At 62.1% G+C, this 16,789-nt stretch carries 14 protein-coding genes; 7 read left to right on the top strand and 7 right to left on the bottom strand.

Annotation, left to right across the window (positions count from 1 at the left end; translation table 11 throughout):
- Positions 1–82: 82 nt before the first annotated feature.
- Both M1D88_RS20130 and ptsP read right to left on the bottom strand, forming a co-directional pair.
- Positions 83–502, bottom strand: coding sequence for a helix-turn-helix domain-containing protein (locus M1D88_RS20130; protein WP_458112473.1), 420 nt, complete (start codon positions 500–502; stop codon positions 83–85).
- Positions 503–605: 103 nt separating this feature from the next.
- Positions 606–2,291, bottom strand: coding sequence for a phosphoenolpyruvate--protein phosphotransferase (ptsP, locus tag M1D88_RS20125; RefSeq protein WP_458112472.1), 1,686 nt, complete (start codon positions 2,289–2,291; stop codon positions 606–608).
- 160 nt (positions 2,292–2,451) lie between these two features.
- Here ptsP and M1D88_RS20120 point away from each other — a divergent pair, with 160 nt between their 5' ends.
- Genes M1D88_RS20120 through M1D88_RS20110 form a run of 3 tightly spaced genes read left to right on the top strand, consistent with a single transcriptional unit; the run spans position 2,452 to position 6,422 of the window.
- Positions 2,452–3,171 carry a TetR/AcrR family transcriptional regulator gene (locus M1D88_RS20120; protein WP_458112471.1) on the top strand — a complete coding sequence of 240 codons (720 nt, stop codon included), beginning with the start codon at positions 2,452–2,454 and terminating at the stop codon, positions 3,169–3,171.
- 57 nt (positions 3,172–3,228) lie between these two features.
- Positions 3,229–5,259 carry a PTS mannitol transporter subunit IICBA gene (locus M1D88_RS20115; RefSeq protein ID WP_458112470.1) on the top strand — a complete coding sequence of 677 codons (2,031 nt, stop codon included), beginning with the start codon at positions 3,229–3,231 and terminating at the stop codon, positions 5,257–5,259.
- A complete protein-coding gene (locus M1D88_RS20110) occupies positions 5,259–6,422 on the top strand; it encodes a mannitol-1-phosphate 5-dehydrogenase (RefSeq protein ID WP_458112469.1) in 1,164 nt (387 codons plus the stop codon). The genes M1D88_RS20115 and M1D88_RS20110 overlap by 1 nt, the downstream gene beginning before the upstream one ends.
- Before the next feature lie 136 nt (positions 6,423–6,558).
- On the opposite strand, the gene M1D88_RS20105 is transcribed toward M1D88_RS20110, so the two are convergent.
- The 4 genes from M1D88_RS20105 to rraA form a co-directional block, all read right to left on the bottom strand.
- Positions 6,559–7,989: a sugar porter family MFS transporter gene (locus M1D88_RS20105; protein ID WP_458112468.1), complete on the bottom strand. Its 1,431-nt coding sequence runs from the start codon at positions 7,987–7,989 to the stop codon at positions 6,559–6,561.
- A 396-nt stretch (positions 7,990–8,385) separates the two neighbouring features.
- Positions 8,386–9,375 carry an IS481 family transposase gene (locus M1D88_RS20100; RefSeq protein ID WP_458112467.1) on the bottom strand — a complete coding sequence of 330 codons (990 nt, stop codon included), beginning with the start codon at positions 9,373–9,375 and terminating at the stop codon, positions 8,386–8,388.
- A 127-nt stretch (positions 9,376–9,502) separates the two neighbouring features.
- Positions 9,503–11,173 (bottom strand): MDR family MFS transporter, encoded by a 1,671-nt coding sequence (locus tag M1D88_RS20095; RefSeq protein WP_458112466.1) that lies wholly within the window; start codon positions 11,171–11,173, stop codon positions 9,503–9,505.
- A 152-nt stretch (positions 11,174–11,325) separates the two neighbouring features.
- Positions 11,326–11,802: a ribonuclease E activity regulator RraA gene (rraA, locus tag M1D88_RS20090; protein ID WP_458112465.1), complete on the bottom strand. Its 477-nt coding sequence runs from the start codon at positions 11,800–11,802 to the stop codon at positions 11,326–11,328.
- 124 nt (positions 11,803–11,926) lie between these two features.
- Here rraA and M1D88_RS20085 point away from each other — a divergent pair, with 124 nt between their 5' ends.
- From M1D88_RS20085 to M1D88_RS20070, 4 genes are all read left to right on the top strand, one after another.
- A complete protein-coding gene (locus tag M1D88_RS20085) occupies positions 11,927–13,213 on the top strand; it encodes an MFS transporter (protein ID WP_458112464.1) in 1,287 nt (428 codons plus the stop codon).
- A gap of 154 nt (positions 13,214–13,367) precedes the next feature.
- Positions 13,368–13,964: a TetR/AcrR family transcriptional regulator gene (locus M1D88_RS20080; RefSeq protein WP_458112463.1), complete on the top strand. Its 597-nt coding sequence runs from the start codon at positions 13,368–13,370 to the stop codon at positions 13,962–13,964.
- A 282-nt stretch (positions 13,965–14,246) separates the two neighbouring features.
- Positions 14,247–15,443, top strand: a complete 1,197-nt coding sequence (locus tag M1D88_RS20075; protein WP_458112462.1) for an NAD(P)-dependent malic enzyme — start codon at positions 14,247–14,249, stop codon at positions 15,441–15,443.
- 159 nt (positions 15,444–15,602) lie between these two features.
- Positions 15,603–16,103, top strand: coding sequence for a DUF456 domain-containing protein (locus tag M1D88_RS20070; protein ID WP_309107448.1), 501 nt, complete (start codon positions 15,603–15,605; stop codon positions 16,101–16,103).
- 103 nt (positions 16,104–16,206) lie between these two features.
- On the opposite strand, the gene M1D88_RS20065 is transcribed toward M1D88_RS20070, so the two are convergent.
- Positions 16,207–16,665, bottom strand: a complete 459-nt coding sequence (locus M1D88_RS20065) for an Lrp/AsnC family transcriptional regulator (protein WP_458112461.1) — start codon at positions 16,663–16,665, stop codon at positions 16,207–16,209.
- Positions 16,666–16,789 lie beyond the last annotated feature (124 nt).

Raw genomic sequence — 16,789 nt, 5'->3', positions numbered from 1 at the left:
AGCTTCTGGCTCCGACAAAATGTTATCGCTCACAATACTTGTCAGGCATCGAGCAGGCTGTCAATGGCAGACCAAGGTGCAGTCAGGCCTCGGAGTTTCCCGGGTCTTTCGCCGCGTCCGATTCCTGCGGTGCCGCTGACTTCTTCTGCGTCTCCAGCCAGGTCATGATATCCGTGAGCCGGATCCGCCGGTGGGTGCCCCTGTACTGCACCGGGATCTCTCCACGGTCTGTCATGTTGCGCAGATACGTGTGCGAGATTCCTGCCAGCTCGGCGGCCCGGGAGGTGGTGAGCATTTCCTCCACGCTGCTGACGGTCACGGCGTCGCCTGCGCCGAAACGCGTCAGGAGGTCGACGACGGCGTCCCTCGCCTGCGGGGGCAGCCGGTGGACTGTGCCGTCAACAAAGACTGTGATGTCGTGGCTGCCCTCGAGGGCTCGCTTGAGCTTGCGGGCATCGTCAGCGGGCAGTGCGCCGGTGACCCGTGGGGCTATCAGTGCCATGGCTGAATACTAACCCGGCTGAATCCCAACCCCAGCCCGAATCCACCCACGCGGGGACAGCCGCGCGTGCCCCGCAGCCCGCCCCGCCCCACACGGGATGGGCCTACAGCCCCAGTTCCTCCAGTACAGGCAGCTTGGCGCGGACCCATGCCCTGGCTTCGGTAGCGCTGGGAGCGGAAAGGGCCAGCTTGGCCAGTTCCTGGGCCTCTGCCAGGGTGACGGTCTTCAGCACAGCGGCGACTGCGGCCAGGGAACGGGCAGTCATGGAGAGTGTGGAGACACCCAGGCCTGTGAGGACAACGGCCAGGGCGGGGTCCGCTGCCGCTTCGCCGCAGACGCCAACGGGTTTGTTGTGGCCTTCTGCCACCGACCCTTCAACGGTAAGTCCTACCAGCCGCAGGACTGCCGGCTGCCAGGGTGTGTTGAGGCCTGCGAGCGGGCCAAGCTGCCGGTCGGCCGCCATTGCGTACTGCGTAAGGTCGTTGGTGCCAAGGCTGGCAAACCCAACTTCCCGCAGGATCGCTTCTGCCGTCAGCGCGGCCGACGGAACCTCCACCATCACGCCAGGTGTGCTGATTCCCGCGTCGGCGCACATGGAGGCGAAACGCGCAGCCTCTTCTGCCGTCGAGATCATGGGTGCCATCACCCACACATCGGCTGCGGAATCCTTGGCCGCCAAACCGATGGCCTCAAGCTGGCGGTCCAGGACGCCGGGAGTGGTGAAGTCAGTCCGGTAGCCGCGGACACCGAGGGCCGGGTTCGGCTCTGTTGCGTCGGTGAGGAACGGGAGGGGCTTGTCGGCGCCGGCGTCGAGGGTCCTGAGCACAACCTTCTTGCCCGGGAACGCATCAAAAACGCCCTTGTAGGCCGCCGCCTGCTCTTCAACGCTGGGCTCGGTATCGCGTTCGAGGAAGCAGAATTCTGTGCGGAAGAGCCCCACTCCCTCGGCGCCCAAGGCAGCAGCAGCCACAGCATCCTTGGCGCCTCCCACATTGGCGAGAAGCGGGACCAGGTGGCCGTCCGCCGTCGAGCCCGTACCGCTGAACTCTGCCAGAAGTGAAGCGGTTGCCGCCCAGGCCTCGGCGGAAGAACGCAGCGACTCATCGGGGTCTGCGGTGATGGCTCCAGCTGCACCGTCGACAAATACTTCGGTGCCATCCGGCAGCTCATCGACGCCAACGGCGGCAACGACGGCCGGCAATCCGAGGGAACGGGCAATGATGGCTGTGTGGGACTGGGGTCCGCCGCCTGCAGTGACCAGCGCCAGGATCTTGTTGGGGTCCAGCGTTGCGGTATCGGCAGGTGCCAGGTCCTCGGCGACCAGGATGAACGCAGTGTCCGATTCCGGGATGCCGGGCGCGGGTACTCCGCGCAGTTCAGCCACGATCCTGGCCCGGACATCCAGGACGTCGGTGGCGCGCTCGGCCATGTAGCCGCCCAGATTGAGCAGCATTTCCGAGACAGACGCCCCTGATTCCCAGATGGCGCGTTCAGCTGACGTTCCCCGGGCTATGAGTTTGCCGGCGCCCTTGATGAGCATGGTATCCGTAGCCATAAGCGCAGTGGCTTCCAGGACGGCCTTGCCATCCCCGGTGGCTTTGACGGCTCGCTCCTTGAGCTCATCATGGACCGCCTTGGCCGCCGCTTTGAGTTGCGCCGTCGCGTCCTCTGCGGAGATCGCCTCCGGCAGCCGCTCGCCGGCAGGGGGTTCGCTGATCGGTTTGGGCATTTGGCGGATGGTGCCAATAATGCGGCCGGGGCTTACGCCTACTCCTGGGAAGTTCTGCACTGAAGGTCCTCATTCTCTGCCGGTAACCAGGCTGCGTCGTCGGATGCTGGAGGTCGGTACTGCTACGTCCGACGGTAGCTGCTTTGTCTGAAAAAAGTTCTGAAAAAATTGTATGTGATGCACTTCATATAGCAACGCTATAGGTGCTAGGGTAGCGGCTATGAGTTTCTATGGCCAGTTACCGCCTAAGGCGAGACTGCTGCGTGCGGCGGCTGAGCTGCTCGCCAAATCAGCGGGCGCGCCCGTATCCACCCGGCAGATCACCCAACTGGCAGGGGTTACGGCACCCACGCTGTATCACCACTTTGGTGATAAGGAAGGGTTGTTCGACGCGGTTGTTACAGCTGGCTTTGAAGAATACGTAAAGGGTGAACGCGACTTTGCCCCATCCGGCAAACCGCTGGAGGATATCCGGCGGATGTGGGACAACCACGTCGAGTTCGGGCTCAACCAACCTGAGCTGTACCTCGTTATGTTCGGCAACATCCGGCCGGAAAGACGGCCCTCCATTGTGGCCGATGCCGAAGCTTTGATGGAGGAGATGCTGAACAAGGCGGCCGTAGCGGGCCAGCTCAACGTGCCTCCGCGGGAAGCGGCCAGAAGCATTCTGGCCGCCAACGTCGGTGTCACTCTCATGCTCATTGCGGAGCCGGTTGCAGATCGCAACCTGGAACTTTCCACCATGACCCGGGACGCAATGATCTTCGCGGTGTCCACGGATGAGGCCAAAGAGGCGGCACCGGATGATTCCGGCAAATCATCAGTGGTAGTGGCCGCCATTGCCCTTAATGCCGCGCTCCAGGCCTCGCACTCGGATCAGCTCTCAAGCTCAGAACTCAAGCTCTTTCTCGAATGGCTTCACCGCATCTCTAACAGCTAACTCGTCGCACTATCGGACCATCCTGCAATGCTGCAGGAATCACGGTTAGGAAATCACATGGCAACACAGTCAGTTGCAAAACCTCGCACAAGCATGCGCGTAGGCGTCCAGAAGTTTGGAACATTCCTTTCCGGGATGATCATGCCGAACATCGGCGCCTTTATTGCCTGGGGCCTCATCACAGCGCTCTTCATCGAGAAGGGCTGGTTTCCCGTCGCTGAGCTCGGCGGCTTCGGCACCAACGCCGAGGGTAAGCCGAACGTGGGTCTTGTTGGCCCAATGATCACCTACCTGCTGCCGCTCCTTATCGGTTATACCGGTGGCAAGATGGTCCACGACGTCCGCGGCGGCGTCGTCGGTGCGATCGGCACAATGGGCGTGATCGTAGGTGCCGGCATTCCCATGTTTATCGGGGCAATGATCATGGGTCCCCTCGGTGGCTGGACCATGAAGAAGCTCGATTCGATCTGGGAGGGGAAGATCCGGCCCGGCTTCGAAATGCTGGTGAACAACTTCTCCGCCGGCATCTGGGGTGCACTGCTGGCCATGCTTGGCTTCTACGGCATCTCCCCGCTGGTTCAGGCCTTCAGTACCGGGGCGGGCAATGTTGTCCAGTTCCTGGTCAACAACGGGTTGCTGCCGCTCACCAGCATTTTTATTGAACCCGCGAAGGTCCTGTTCCTGAACAACGCCATCAACCACGGTGTGCTGACCCCGCTTGGCGTCCAGCAGTCGCTTGAACAGGGCAAGTCCATCCTGTTCCTGCTGGAGGCCAATCCTGGGCCGGGCCTAGGAATCCTCCTGGCTTACATGTTCTTCGGCAAGGGCCTGGCCAAAGCATCCGCTCCGGGTGCAGCCATCATCCACTTTTTCGGTGGCATCCACGAGATCTACTTCCCGTATGTTTTGATGAAGCCGATTCTCATCCTCGCCGCGATCGGTGGCGGCATGACCGGGATCGCGACGCTGGCCCTCACTAACTCAGGCCTGGTAGCTCCTGCGGCTCCAGGTTCCATCATCGCAGTGATCGCCCAGACGTCCCGTGACAGCTACTTTGGCGTGATCCTCTCGGTTGTCCTGGCAGCAACGGTGTCCTTCCTCATCGCCTCGGTGATCCTCAAGGCGAGCAAGACACCCGTGGGCGAAACCGAGGAGGACAGCCTGAGCGCAGCCACGTCCCGCATGGAAACCATGAAGGGCAAAAAGAGCTCCGTGTCCTCCGTCCTGACAGGCGGCGCAGCGGCTGCGGGCGGTGGCACTGCCGTCATGGCCGGGCCCATCAAGAACATCGTTTTCGCGTGCGACGCCGGTATGGGCTCAAGCGCCATGGGAGCCTCTGTGTTGCGCAACAAAATCAAGGCGGCAGGGTTCCCCGATGTAAAGGTAACCAACGCTTCGATCGCCAATCTCACCGACAACTACGATGTAGTCATCACACACCAGGACCTCACCGAACGCGCCAAACCCGTCACCTCGAGCGCTGCTCACTTCTCAGTGGACAACTTCATGAGCAGCCCCCGGTATGAAGAGATTGTGGAGCTGGTCAAGAGCAGCAACGCGCAAGCAACGGACGACGGCGAAACACCAGTGGCCGGGACGGCGCAGGGGGCCGGAACGGGACAGGCCGCCGAAGCGAAAGCCGCCACGGCGCCGCCGTCGGACATTCTGGTACCTGACAGCGTGATCCTTAACGGAACGGCGACCACCCGTGACGCTGCGATTGACGAGGCCGGCAGGTTGTTGTTGGAGCGCGGCGCGGTGGACGAAGGCTACATCACGGCCATGCATGAGCGTGAGGAGTCCGTTTCCACCTACATGGGCAGTTACCTGGCAATTCCGCACGGCACCAACGCGGCCAAGGACCACATCCGGAAGTCTGCAGTGTCAGTGATCCGCTACCCCAACGGCATTGACTGGAACGGCAAGCAGGTGAAGTTCGTCGTCGGCGTTGCAGGCCTCAACAATGAGCACCTGCACATTCTGTCCTCCATTGCGAAGGTGTTCACCAGCAAGGCCCAGGTGGCGCAGCTGGAAGCGGCCACCACCGTGGATGAAGTGCTGGAACTCTTCGGGAAGGTTAACTCCTAGTGAAAGCTGTCCATTTCGGCGCGGGGAATATCGGCAGGGGCTTCGTGGGGCTGCTGCTTCACGAAGCAGGCTATGAAGTGGTATTTGCGGACGTTGCCGGGGACCTCATATCCCAACTGGCCGCGGCCGGGAGTTACGACGTCCACGAAGTAGGGGAGAACCCAACCGTACGGACAGTGGATAACTTCCGTGCACTCGACTCGGGGACCCAGGAACAGGACGTCATTGCCGAGATCGCGACGGCAGACATCGTCACCACGGCAGTAGGGCCGCACATCCTGAAGTTTGTTGCTCCGGTGATTGCCAAGGGAATAGCCGCCCGCGCTGACGGGCTGGCTCCGCTGCAGGTGATGGCGTGCGAGAACGCGATCAATGCCACGGATGTTCTCAGGGATGAGGTGGCGCGTGTTTGGGATTCCGCTCAAGGAGGCCTGGACGCCTCCGCCGTGTTTGCCAACACCGCCGTGGACAGGATTGTGCCCAACCAGGAACCAGGCCAAGGCCTGGATGTGACGGTCGAAACCTTCTACGAGTGGGTTATTGACCGCACACCTTTCGCTGGATCCGAGCCTGCCATTCCGAGGGCCACATTTGTGGATAATCTGGCGCCGTACATCGAACGGAAACTCTTTACCGTGAACACAGGGCATGCCTCCGCCGCATATTTCGGCTACGAGGCAGGTCTGGAAAAGATCTCCGATGCGATGGCTGACCAGGATGTGGCCGAGGACGTACGGGCAGTCCTTGAGGAGACAAAGCAGTTGCTGGTGGCGAAGCACGGCTTCAACCACGACGAACAGGAAGCCTATGTCCAGAAGATCCTCAAGCGCTTCTCCAACCCGCATCTGCCCGATACCGTGACGAGGGTTGGCAGGGCACCGCTCCGCAAGCTCAGCCGCAACGAGCGCTTCATCGGTCCGGCTGCGGAGTTGGCTGAACGTGGAATCGTGCCCGAAGCACTTCTAGGAGCAATCGGGGCTGCCCTGCAGTTCCGCGATCCGGCTGATGCAGAATCGCTCGAACTCGCAGAGATCATCGCCACTTCTACACCCGAAGCGGCCACTGAACGGATCACCGGGCTGGGACCCGACCACCCCCTCTTCCCGGGCGTCGCTGCGTTGGTGGAGGAGGCCAAAGCCGGGGAGGTCCCTGCCCCCGCCTGACGCTCCCTCACCTTTCGCGGGTTTTTCGCAAACCCTCTCTCACCTTTCGCAGGTTTTTGGCGAACCCTCCTTCAGTTCCTGAGGGAGGGTTTGCGCAGGTAGCGCCAAAGGTGAGGGAGGGTTTTTCAGGCCCCCGCTATTTCGGTGGGGAGACGAACAGGGTTTCGGCCTGCTCAAGGGACATGCCGTTGGTTTCCGGCACCTTGAACATGACAAAGAAGAACGACGCCGCCGCGAACAGCGCGTACATGGCGTACGTCAGCGGCAATGAAGCCGCAGCCATGACCGGAAAACTCAAGGTGATGGCGAAGTTGGCAATCCACTGGGCCGCCGCTGCCAAACCCAAAGCACGGGCACGGATCCTTGAAGGGAAAATCTCGCCCAGCAGCACCCACACCAGTGGCCCCCAAGAGGCGCCGAAGCTCACCACGAAGACGTTCGCCGCCACCAGGGCAACCGGTCCCCAGCCGCCCGGCAGGGAGATTTCCGATCCGGAGCCAGTAGCGGAAGAGAAGGCCACGGCCATAGCGCCCAGGGATACAGCCATGCCGATCGAGCCAGCCAGCAGGATGGGCCGCCGGCCAATGCGGTCCACCAGTGCGATCGCCACCAGCGTGACCAGGATGTTGGTGATGGAAGTGGCTACTGAGATGGTGAGCGAATCCTTCTCCTGAAAGCCCACGGCCTTCCAAAGAGTGGTGGAGTAGTAGAAGATCACGTTGATGCCGACGAACTGCTGCAGCACCGAGAGCGTGATGCCGATCCACACCACTGCCTGCAGTCCGAAGACTTTTCCGCGGAGGGAGCCCTTCTGCCCTGCCAGCTTGTCTTCCTCGATGGCCGACTGGATCTCGCGGATGCTGCGGTCAGTATCCTCGCCCGGGGCGATGGTCTCGAACACCCTGCGGGCCTCGTCCTCCTTGCCTCTAAAGACCAGGAAGCGGGGCGATTCGGGCAGTCTGTAGGCGATCCAACCATAAACGACGGCAGGTAGGGCGGCGGCGAGGAACATCCATCGCCAGGCTTCTATCCCGAGCCATAGCTGCTGGTCCGCACCGCCGGCGCTCGTTGCAAAGATTGCGTCGGACAGGAGAGCCGCGAAAATGCCGGTAGTGATGGCCAGTTGCTGGAGCGACGCGAGGCGTCCCCGGACATGGCGGGGAGAAATCTCAGAGATGTACGCCGGGGCGATGACAGACGCCAGGCCAATGCCGAGTCCACCCACCAGTCGCCAGAAGATCAGGTCCCAGACGCCAATAGCGAAGCCCGTCCCGGCCGCGCTGACGAGGAACAGGAGTGCGCCCAGCTTCATGGCGGGAATACGCCCGTACTTGTCGGCCACTTTTCCGGCCAGGTAGGCGCCTGCCGCACACCCAAGGAGAGCCACGGCCACGGCGAATCCGGTGACGGCTTCGGACAAAGCGAACTCGTCCTTGATGGCGTCAACTGCCCCGTTGACCACAGACGAATCGAAGCCGAAGAGGAATCCCCCCACTGCGCCCGCGACCGCAAGGCCGATCACCTTGCGCGGGACGCCAGGGCGCACTTCAGTACTGGATGTGGACATGGATCTCCCCTTGGATCTGGCATCGGATTTAAGCGCTGCAGACATCGTTGGCTCCGGATCCAGCCCTACAGGCCGGCGCATGCGCGCTCAACAGTGTGCCATGCCCCGCTGGGAGGTTCCAGTTTGCCCTACCCGGAAGGCCCATCCTTTTGGGGGAAGCGGGCGGAAGGTGAAGGAGGGTTCCCCAAAAACCTGCGGAAGGTGAGAGAGGGTTCCCCAAAATACCTGCGGAAGGTGAAGGAGGGTTGCCAAAATACCTGCGGAAGGTGAAGGAGGGTTGCCAAAATACCGGCGAAAGGTGCAGGAGGGTCTGTTGGCGGGAAGACGACGGCGGGAGGCTCCCGCCGTCGTCGAAAGTACCCTGCGCAAGGAGCACCCGCAGGCACTCCGGGCCCACTAGTTGTACTGCCCAGGGACGTTGGTTAAGCGGCTGATGGGCGGTCGGCCTCCGATTGCGGTGTGGGGCCTGTGGTGATTGTAATGGTGCAGCCATGCCGGGAGGGCGTTTCTGCGGGCTGATTCGGTCGCGTAGAAGCGTTTGAATGCCCATCCATCAGCGAGGGTTCGGTGGAACCGCTCGATCTTGCCGTTTGTTTGCGGGCGGTAAGGGCGGGTTTTCTTGGCCTTAATGTTCAGTTCCCGGCAGGTGTCCCGCCAGAGGTTCGATTTGTAGGCTGAGCCGTTGTCGGAGAGGACCCGCTCGACGGTGACGCCGCGGAGGGCGAACCAGGATACGGCCCGTCTCAGCACTTCGACTGCGGTGGCAGCTGTTTCGTCACCGTGGATCTCGGCGTAGGCGACCCGGGAATGGTCATCGATCACCGTGTGCACGTAGGCTGTGCCGATGATGGGGTGGCGGCGGCTGCCGGTTCTGACTGGTGTCGCTGCACGGTTCCGATGGCCCCGCTGCTTGCCGACGTAGCGCCAGCCGCCCCCGTCCGGGATATTTCCGAGTTTCTTTACGTCGACGTGGATCATCGCGCCCGGTTTGTCGTGCTCGTAGCGGCGGATGACCTCTCCGGTGCGCTTATCCACGTGATGCAACCGGTTCAGCCGGCAACGGACCAGGACCGCGTGGACCGTGGAGGCAGGCATAGCCAGCTTCGCTCCAATCGCGATGGGCCCCAGCCTTTGCTTCCAGCGCAGGTGCACGACCTTGCGAACCAGATGCTGCGGGGTACGGTTCGCCACCCGGTGCGGGCGTGAGGACCGGTCAATCATGCCCGCCTCACCCATCGCGGCGTACCGCTCAGCCCACCGCCTGGCCGTGGGCCAGGAGCAATTGAACTGTTCGGCAGCCCGGGACACCGGCCATCCGTGGTCAATGATCAAACGCGCGACGCGTAACCGTTGGCGTGGCGTCAAAGCAGCATTAGCGTGGGACACGAGGACCTCCTGGTCGCTTCAGCGGTTGTCTAAGCAACTCCACTGTGCAACCGGAGGTCCTCACCCATGAGTCAACGACTCCAGCAAGTCATCACATTCACCCAACCAACGTCCCTGGGCAGTACAACTAGTGGGCCGGTACTGCCTCTGCGCCGATTGGCTCCTTGGCAGCAGCAGGCTTGGCGTCCGTGAGCTTCTTGTTCGGGAGGGCGAAGCTGATCAGGAAGGCGATGCCGGTCAGGGCTGCAGCAGTGAGCATCACGATGTCGATTGATTGGGCGAAGCCCTCGGTGATGGGCCTGGTGAGCGTGGCATTGGCGGTGTGCAGCCAACTGGTGTCGTTGAGGGAATCGTTGGTGGCGCCCTGTTTGAAGAACTCGTAGAGCTTGGTGTTGGCGGGATCCGCGGCTACTGCGGGATCGTTAAGGACGGCCAGGTAGTCGGCGTTCTGCATGGCAGCTTTCATGCCACTGGCGATCCTGTCCGCAGCCATGCTGAACAGCATCGAGATGAAGACGGCAGTGCCCACAGCACCGCCCATGGAACGGAAGAAGGCCGCGGAGGAGGTTCCCACCCCCATGTCCCTGGGCGGGACGGAAACCTGCATGGCCAAGGTCAGTGGTTGCATGCAGAAGCCCAGCCCCATGCCGAAGAACACCGCAATCAGGCCCGGGACCCAAAGTTCCGTGTCGACACCCAGCGAAAGGCCCATCACGACGGCGGCCCCCGTCAGGATCGCTGTGCCGAGGATCGGAAAAATCCGGTAGGTTCCCGACGCCGAGATGGTGCGGCCGGCAGTAATGGAACCCGTGAGGATGCCCAGCGTGAACGTGATCATCATGAGCCCGGCCTGGGTGGGAGTGAGCCCCTTGACCAGCTGCAGGTACATGGGCAGCATCGCGATGGCGCCGAACATTCCGATGCCGATGATGAAGTTCAGCATCGAGGACAGGCCGAACGTGATGTTCTGGAAAAGGCGCAGGGGGATCAGGGCGTAGTCGCCGGCGCGCTTTTCGGCGAGCAGGAAAGCGACGATTCCCACAACACCCAGTCCGTAGCAGAGGAACGAGCTGACCGACGTCCAGCCCCAGACGCGGCCTTGTTCAGCCACAAGGAGCAGGGGAACGATCGCCAGGGTGATGGCCGCCGCTCCCCAGTAGTCGATTTTTTGCCGGACGTGCTTCACGGGCAGGTGAAGGTAGAGGAAGACGACGGCGAGGGCAGCCAGGCCGATGGGAAGGTTGATGAAGAACACCCAGCGCCAGCCGTCGAAGCCCAGGATGTTGGCAGACCCGGCGAAGGCACCGCCGATCACAGGTCCAAGGACCGAGGAGATGCCGAAAACCGACATGAAGTAGCCCTGGTACTTGGCCCGGTCCTTGAGCGCAACGATGTCACCGATGATGGTCAGGGCCAACGCCAGCAGGCCACCGGCACCGAGGCCCTGGATGCCGCGGGCAATGGCCAGCTCCATCATCGAATGCACAGACCCGGCGTACAGGGATCCCAACAGGAAGATCACAATGGCGGCGAGATACAACGGACGGCGGCCGAAGATGTCGCTGAGCTTGCCGTAAAGCGGAGTGCTCACAGTGGAGGTGATCAGGTAAGCGGTGGTGGCCCAGGCCTGCAATGACAAGCCGTCGAGGTCATTGGCGATGGTGTAGATAGAGGTCGAGACGATGGTCTGGTCCAGCGACGACAGGAACATGCCAAGCATGAGTCCCACCATGACTGTCAGGGTTTGGCGGTGAGTAAGGGTTTCACCCGGTGCCCGCACGGCAGTGCTTTTGGACATGGTTTCTCCAAGGGGACGACTGGAATTAAGCAGGATAGTTGCTTTCAGTAACTATCTTACTGCCCTGGTTGTTCCCCAATGAAGGAATTTTCCTGATATGAAGATTTGGCAGTGTCATGACAGGGTGGGATTTCCATCTTCACCTCATCCCGTCAGCGTTCTACGAGGATGCCATCAGGGTCGCACCAGATCATCGCCCCAGACCTGATGGTGACGCCGTCGATGAGGAGATCGACGTCGGTCTCTCCGGCGCCGGTCTTCGAGCTTTTGCGCGGATTGCTGCCCAGCGCCTTCACACCCAGTGGCAGTTCCGCGATAGCCTCCCGATCCCGGATCGCGCCGTTAATCACGACGCCGGCCCATCCGTTCTGAACGGCGCTCGCCGCGATCATGTCCCCCATCAAAGCGGTGCGCAGCGAGCTGTCGCCATCCACCACAAGCACGGCCCCGTCTCCCGCTCTGCCAAGGACTTCTTTGACGAGGGCGTTGTCCTCGAAGCATTTGATGGTGCGGACAGGGCCGCTGAAATGGGTGTGGCCACCCAGGGACTGGAACTGCAGTGAGACGGAGGCCAGGTCTTCACCCCGTTCGTCATAAAGATCGGCAGTGGCAACTGATGTGTCGGTCATGACTTCTCCTTGGTTCAGATGATGTTCGTTTACCGGCCGGTTTGGGGCTGAAGGGATCGCCTGAATGGCTGCTGCCCACGATAGTCTGAACTCACACTGTCCGTGTCTTCCAGGGGGAACCGAGATGAGCCTTTCCGAAACGCCTGGCATGACGCCTGAGGCCGAGGGGGCGCCGCCGGCCGGAGCCGCGCTCGCGGAGCCAACCCGGAAGGTAACGCCCGGTTGGGTGACAGGACTGGTCCTGGTCAACGTCGGGATCAATGCGGCGTTTTTCGGCCCTATTAACGTCTTTATCGGCCAGCACGCCATCGGGATCGATGCCGCCAACAAGGAAGCCATCCTGTCGCTCGTCACTGGCTGTGGAGCCGCTGTTTCCCTGGTTGCCAACCCGCTGTTCGGGGCACTGTCCGACCGCACCGTCTCCCGTTTTGGCCGGCGCTCGCCGTGGGTTCTGGCAGGTGCCATCCTTGCGACAGCCGCGCTGCTGGCTATGTCCGGCGCCACCGCCGTCGCTCTTCTGGTGCTGTTCTGGTGCCTGGTTCAACTGGGTGCCAACGCGGCCTATGCTGCGATCACGGCGGCAGTTCCGGACAGGGTTCCAGTCTTCCAGCGCGGCGGGGTGGGCGGACTCGCGGCCATGGGACAGACTGCCGGGATCCTCCTGGGGGCAGTCTTTGGTGCCGTGGTCTCGGGAAATTACATGGTGGGCTACTGGCTGTGTGCGGGCGCGCTGATTCTGAGCGTCATTCCGTACCTCTTTAACAGGAACGACCCGGCATTGCCGCTGAGCGCCCGGCCGGTATTCACCTGGCTTGGGTTCTTGCGGGGCTTTTGGATCAGTCCGGTAAGGCATCCTGATTTCGCCTGGGCCTGGCTGACACGCTTTCTGGTCAACGTCGGGAATCAGTCCACCATTATCTACCTGCTTTTCTTCCTGCGGGACATCATCAAGCACGAGGACCCGGCCCTCGGTGTGCTGATCCTGACGGGCATTTACGCCATGATGGTGATGATTACCGCTGTGCTTGCCGGGCCATGGAGTGACCGCGTGGGCAAGCGGAAGCCGTTTGTGATCGGCTCATCTGCCACCATCGCCACGGCCGGCCTCATCATGGCGTTCTTCCCGGTGTGGACGGGTGCTCTGGTGGGCGCCGCCGTCCTGGGGATCGGCTTTGGGGCCTACCTCGCCGTCGACTTCGCCCTGCTGACCCAGGTTCTCCCAACGGCCGTAGACCGCGGAAAGGATATGGGGGTGATCAACGTGGCCAACTCACTCCCTCAGGTGGTTGCCCCGGTGATTGCATTCGTCTCTCTCCAGTACCTGGGCGGCTACGTGACACTCTTCAGTACGGCTGCCTTCATTGGGCTCCTCGGTGCAGTATTCGTGGTCAAGATCAAGGGCGTTCAATAGCGGAGGCGCGCACACCGCGACGGGTTGCCAGGTCGTCGCCTTTACTGAATAAGACAAAGTTACGTGCCGTATAGTTGTCAGCGAATTGCTGCTGCAGTGCGGTGACCGGGGGCCTGCTTTGCGGTTGCAAAAAGCCCTCTCCCGGAACGTGCTGATGCTTGAACTAAATTCAGATCTGCCACCCATGGCCGCTCCGCCATTGCTCCCGCGCCAGCAGCTGCGCTACGCCCGGATGCTGGATGAAGCTGCCGGATTCGCCCGCAAAGGGCTTGAGTCCATCACTCTTTCCGAAGTTGCTGCAAAGGCTGACGTCCCGCTGGGCACGCTGTACCGCTATTTTCCTTCCGCCACCCATTTGATGTTGGCACTGTACCGGAAACAGCTCGGCGAGCTGCAGGTGGGCAGCTGGCCGGGAAAAGGCAACGTCCGGGTCCATGCCCTGGTCGGCGTCAGCATGGAGATCTTCCACATGCGTGTCATGCAGCCGGCGGTGGAGCAGTGCCTGAGCCGGACCAGCTACCAGAAGGACAGGGACACCACCGACCTGTTGCGGGAAATCGATGCAATTGCGGAGCACGCGGTGACGGTGGCCAGCGGTGATGTTGCGAAGTCCCGGATCCTCCTGCTGACAATCACTGGGCTGGTGCAGGCTGTCCGGTGCCGCAGACTCTCCCTTTTTGAGGCCGAAGAGGATCTGAAGAGGGCCTGTTCCCTCTTGGCAGGGACGCGTTCGTTACAGGCCGTGGTCTAGACCGGCTAGTCACAATCGAGACATAAGACAGTAATTTCCATCACTCGGGCAGACTAGCCATGCCTAAATCCGGGCACTGGGCCCAAGAGTGGTCTGGTTGACCCCGCCCGGCGATTTACCATGGCAGTACCGGAGGGGCAAGCAGTTCCTCCCGCAGGAGACACGGCGGTCCAGCCACCCCTTGGATCGGTCATGGACTTCGCTGATCTGCCCAACTCGAGCGGCTCGCGCTTGAGCCTTCCCTATCCCGTGCGACCACGGCCTAGACCAGGAGACAACGACGTGTCCATTGAAACGACCACTCCCACCGACCTTGAATCCGCCGCGACCTTGAGCGAAGAGGAAATTTTCGCTTCCCACCGGGGCGGCAAGCTGTCCATAGCCAGCACCGTCCCGCTGGCCACCAAGCGTGACCTTTCAATCGCTTATACCCCCGGGGTGGCTCAGGTCAGCCGGGCCATCCACGCCGATCCGAAGCTCGCAAAAACCCTGACGTGGGCTGAGCGCCTCGTCGTAGTTGTAAGTGACGGAACAGCCGTCCTGGGTCTCGGCGACATCGGCCCCAGCGCTTCACTGCCTGTCATGGAAGGCAAGTCAGCTCTCTTCAAGGCCTTTGGTGACCTTGACTCCATCCCGCTCGTCCTGAACACCACGGACGTCGACGAGATCGTGGAAACGCTGGTGCGCCTGCGCCCCAGCTTCGGTGCCGTCAACCTCGAGGATGTTTCAGCACCGCGCTGCTTCGAGTTGGAGGAGAAGCTCATTGAGGCATTGGATTGCCCCGTGATGCATGACGACCAGCACGGCACCGCCGTCGTGGTCCTGGCCGCCCTCACGGGTGCCGCAAAAGTCACCGGACGCGAACTGGCGGGCCTGCGGATTGTCGTATCCGGCGCCGGCGCTGCCGGAATCGCAGTTGCAGAAATCCTCCTTGCCGCAGGCATCGATGACGTCGTGGTCCTGGACTCGCGGGGTGTCATCGTCAAGGACCGGGCGGACATCGCGGCAAACCCTTCGAGCAAGAAGGCGGAGCTGGCCGGAAAGAGCAATCCGCGCGCCTTGTCAGGCGGGCCGGCAGAGGCCCTCCTCGGCGCGGACGTTTTCGTCGGCGTATCGTCATCGCAGTTGGCCGAGGAACACCTGAAGCTGATGAACCACAGCTCCATTGTGTTTGCTCTCTCCAACCCGGACCCCGAAGTACTGCCGGAGATCGCCTCCAAGTACGCCGCGGTGGTGGCCACCGGCCGGAGTGACTTCCCCAATCAGATCAACAACGTGCTCGCGTTCCCCGGAATTTTCCGTGGGGCGCTCGACGCCGGTGCCCGCCGGATTACGCCTGCAATGAAGCTTGCCGCTGCACGTGCCATTGCCGAGCTCGCCGAGCCGGAGCTGTCCGCAGATTACATCGTGCCCAGCCCCTTGGATCCCCGGGTTGCCCCGGCAGTATCAGCAGCAGTAGCGGCGGCCGTCACCGAGTAAGGCGCAACAAGGCAACACCCAGCATTACGACGGCGGTATCTCCCCGGCACGCGAAAGGGAGGTACCGCCGTCGCGCTTTGGGACCGGGCTGGTTCCTGCAGGCTCCCCGCGGTGCCTCCAGGAACCAGCCTTTCGCCGTTCGCGTCCTAGACTGGGGCCATGAACCCCGAGACCGTCGTGACGATACTCTGCGGCCTGGCCATTCTGGTTGGAGTGGCTGGAACGGTGATTCCCGTACTGCCGGGCAGCATCCTGATTGCCCTGAGCCTGCTGTCCTGGGCCATCTGGGGCGGGGCGGGCGCAGGCGGCTGGGTGGTGTTCGGGATCGGAATGGTGTTCGTCCTTGCCGGCATGGCGGCCAGCGCCGTTCTGACCGGGCGGAAGCTCAGGGAGCACCGGATTCCCAACCGGAGTGTCGTCGTCGGGCTGGTCCTGGCCGTTGTGGGGATGTTCGTGATCCCCGTAGTGGGGCTCTTTGTGGGCTTCGCCGCAGGCCTGCTACTGAGCGAATTCCACCGGACTCGGAAGTTCCGAACTGCAGTAACCACCAGTTGGGCAGCGCTCAAGGCCACAGGATTAGGCATATTGGTGGAGTTCGGTCTTGCGTGCCTGGCCGCAAGCACGTGGTTAATAGGTGTGTGGGTGGCGGCGGCCAGCTGAGGCAGTTGCCGACTCCGCAAGGACGACGAGATGCGGAAACTGTGGGAGCAGGACTGGAAACAGCTCGGCGGGGAGTGACCGCGCTGCAGCTATCCGTAGCGGTTCAACCTTCGAGCAGCCCTGTGGTCCGATACGGGATGACTTCCCGCAGGAACATGCTGGTGGAGGTCCGCACGATTCCCGGGCACAGCCTGATTTCCTCGGACACCCGGTAGAGGTCGTCAGGGCTCGAGGCCACCACCCGGATCAGCAGGTCAGTGTCCCCGGCGGGCGCATGGCACTCGAGTACTTCAGGAATCTCCCGCAGGGCGGCAATCGCCTCGTTCAGGTGGCTCTGGTCCAATTCGGCGCTCACGGACGCTGCAACACCCCGCCCGAGGGCGGCAGGAAGAACACGGCTGCTGTTCGGGCGAAGAGCGCCCGACGTCGACAACCGCTCAAGGCGCGACTGCACAGTTCCGCGCGCGAGGCCGAGGCGTTGGGCGAGCACCATGATGGGCAAGCGAGGATCTTCGTCTAAAGCGGCGAGAATACGGCGGTCCGTGGAATCGAGTTCCTGCAATCTGACCACTCCTGCCGACGATTGATGTATAAAATTGATCGAATTGACCAGACTAAAGGGCACCTGTTGCTCCAACTGTATGGCTTCTGCTCAAATGGTGGCAATAAAGGAGGAGGCCACCGCC

This window comes from Arthrobacter sp. R1-13 (assembly GCF_054161475.1).
Note: the sequence above shows the minus strand (reverse complement) of the source record. Positions and strands in the feature narration are given on the sequence as shown.

Bases quoted from the DNA above. Each gene is read 5' to 3' on its own strand.
- M1D88_RS20095 (WP_458112466.1), bottom strand. From the start codon at position 11,173: ATGTCCAAAAGCACTGCCGTGCGGGCACCGGGTGAAACCCTTACTCAC.
- M1D88_RS20105 (WP_458112468.1), bottom strand. From the start codon at position 7,989: ATGTCCACATCCAGTACTGAAGTGCGCCCTGGCGTCCCGCGCAAGGTG.
- M1D88_RS20080 (WP_458112463.1), top strand. From the start codon at position 13,368: ATGCTTGAACTAAATTCAGATCTGCCACCCATGGCCGCTCCGCCATTG.
- rraA (WP_458112465.1), bottom strand. From the start codon at position 11,802: ATGACCGACACATCAGTTGCCACTGCCGATCTTTATGACGAACGGGGT.
- M1D88_RS20085 (WP_458112464.1), top strand. From the start codon at position 11,927: ATGAGCCTTTCCGAAACGCCTGGCATGACGCCTGAGGCCGAGGGGGCG.
- M1D88_RS20120 (WP_458112471.1), top strand. From the start codon at position 2,452: ATGAGTTTCTATGGCCAGTTACCGCCTAAGGCGAGACTGCTGCGTGCG.
- M1D88_RS20070 (WP_309107448.1), top strand. From the start codon at position 15,603: ATGAACCCCGAGACCGTCGTGACGATACTCTGCGGCCTGGCCATTCTG.
- M1D88_RS20130 (WP_458112473.1), bottom strand. From the start codon at position 502: ATGGCACTGATAGCCCCACGGGTCACCGGCGCACTGCCCGCTGACGAT.
- M1D88_RS20115 (WP_458112470.1), top strand. From the start codon at position 3,229: ATGGCAACACAGTCAGTTGCAAAACCTCGCACAAGCATGCGCGTAGGC.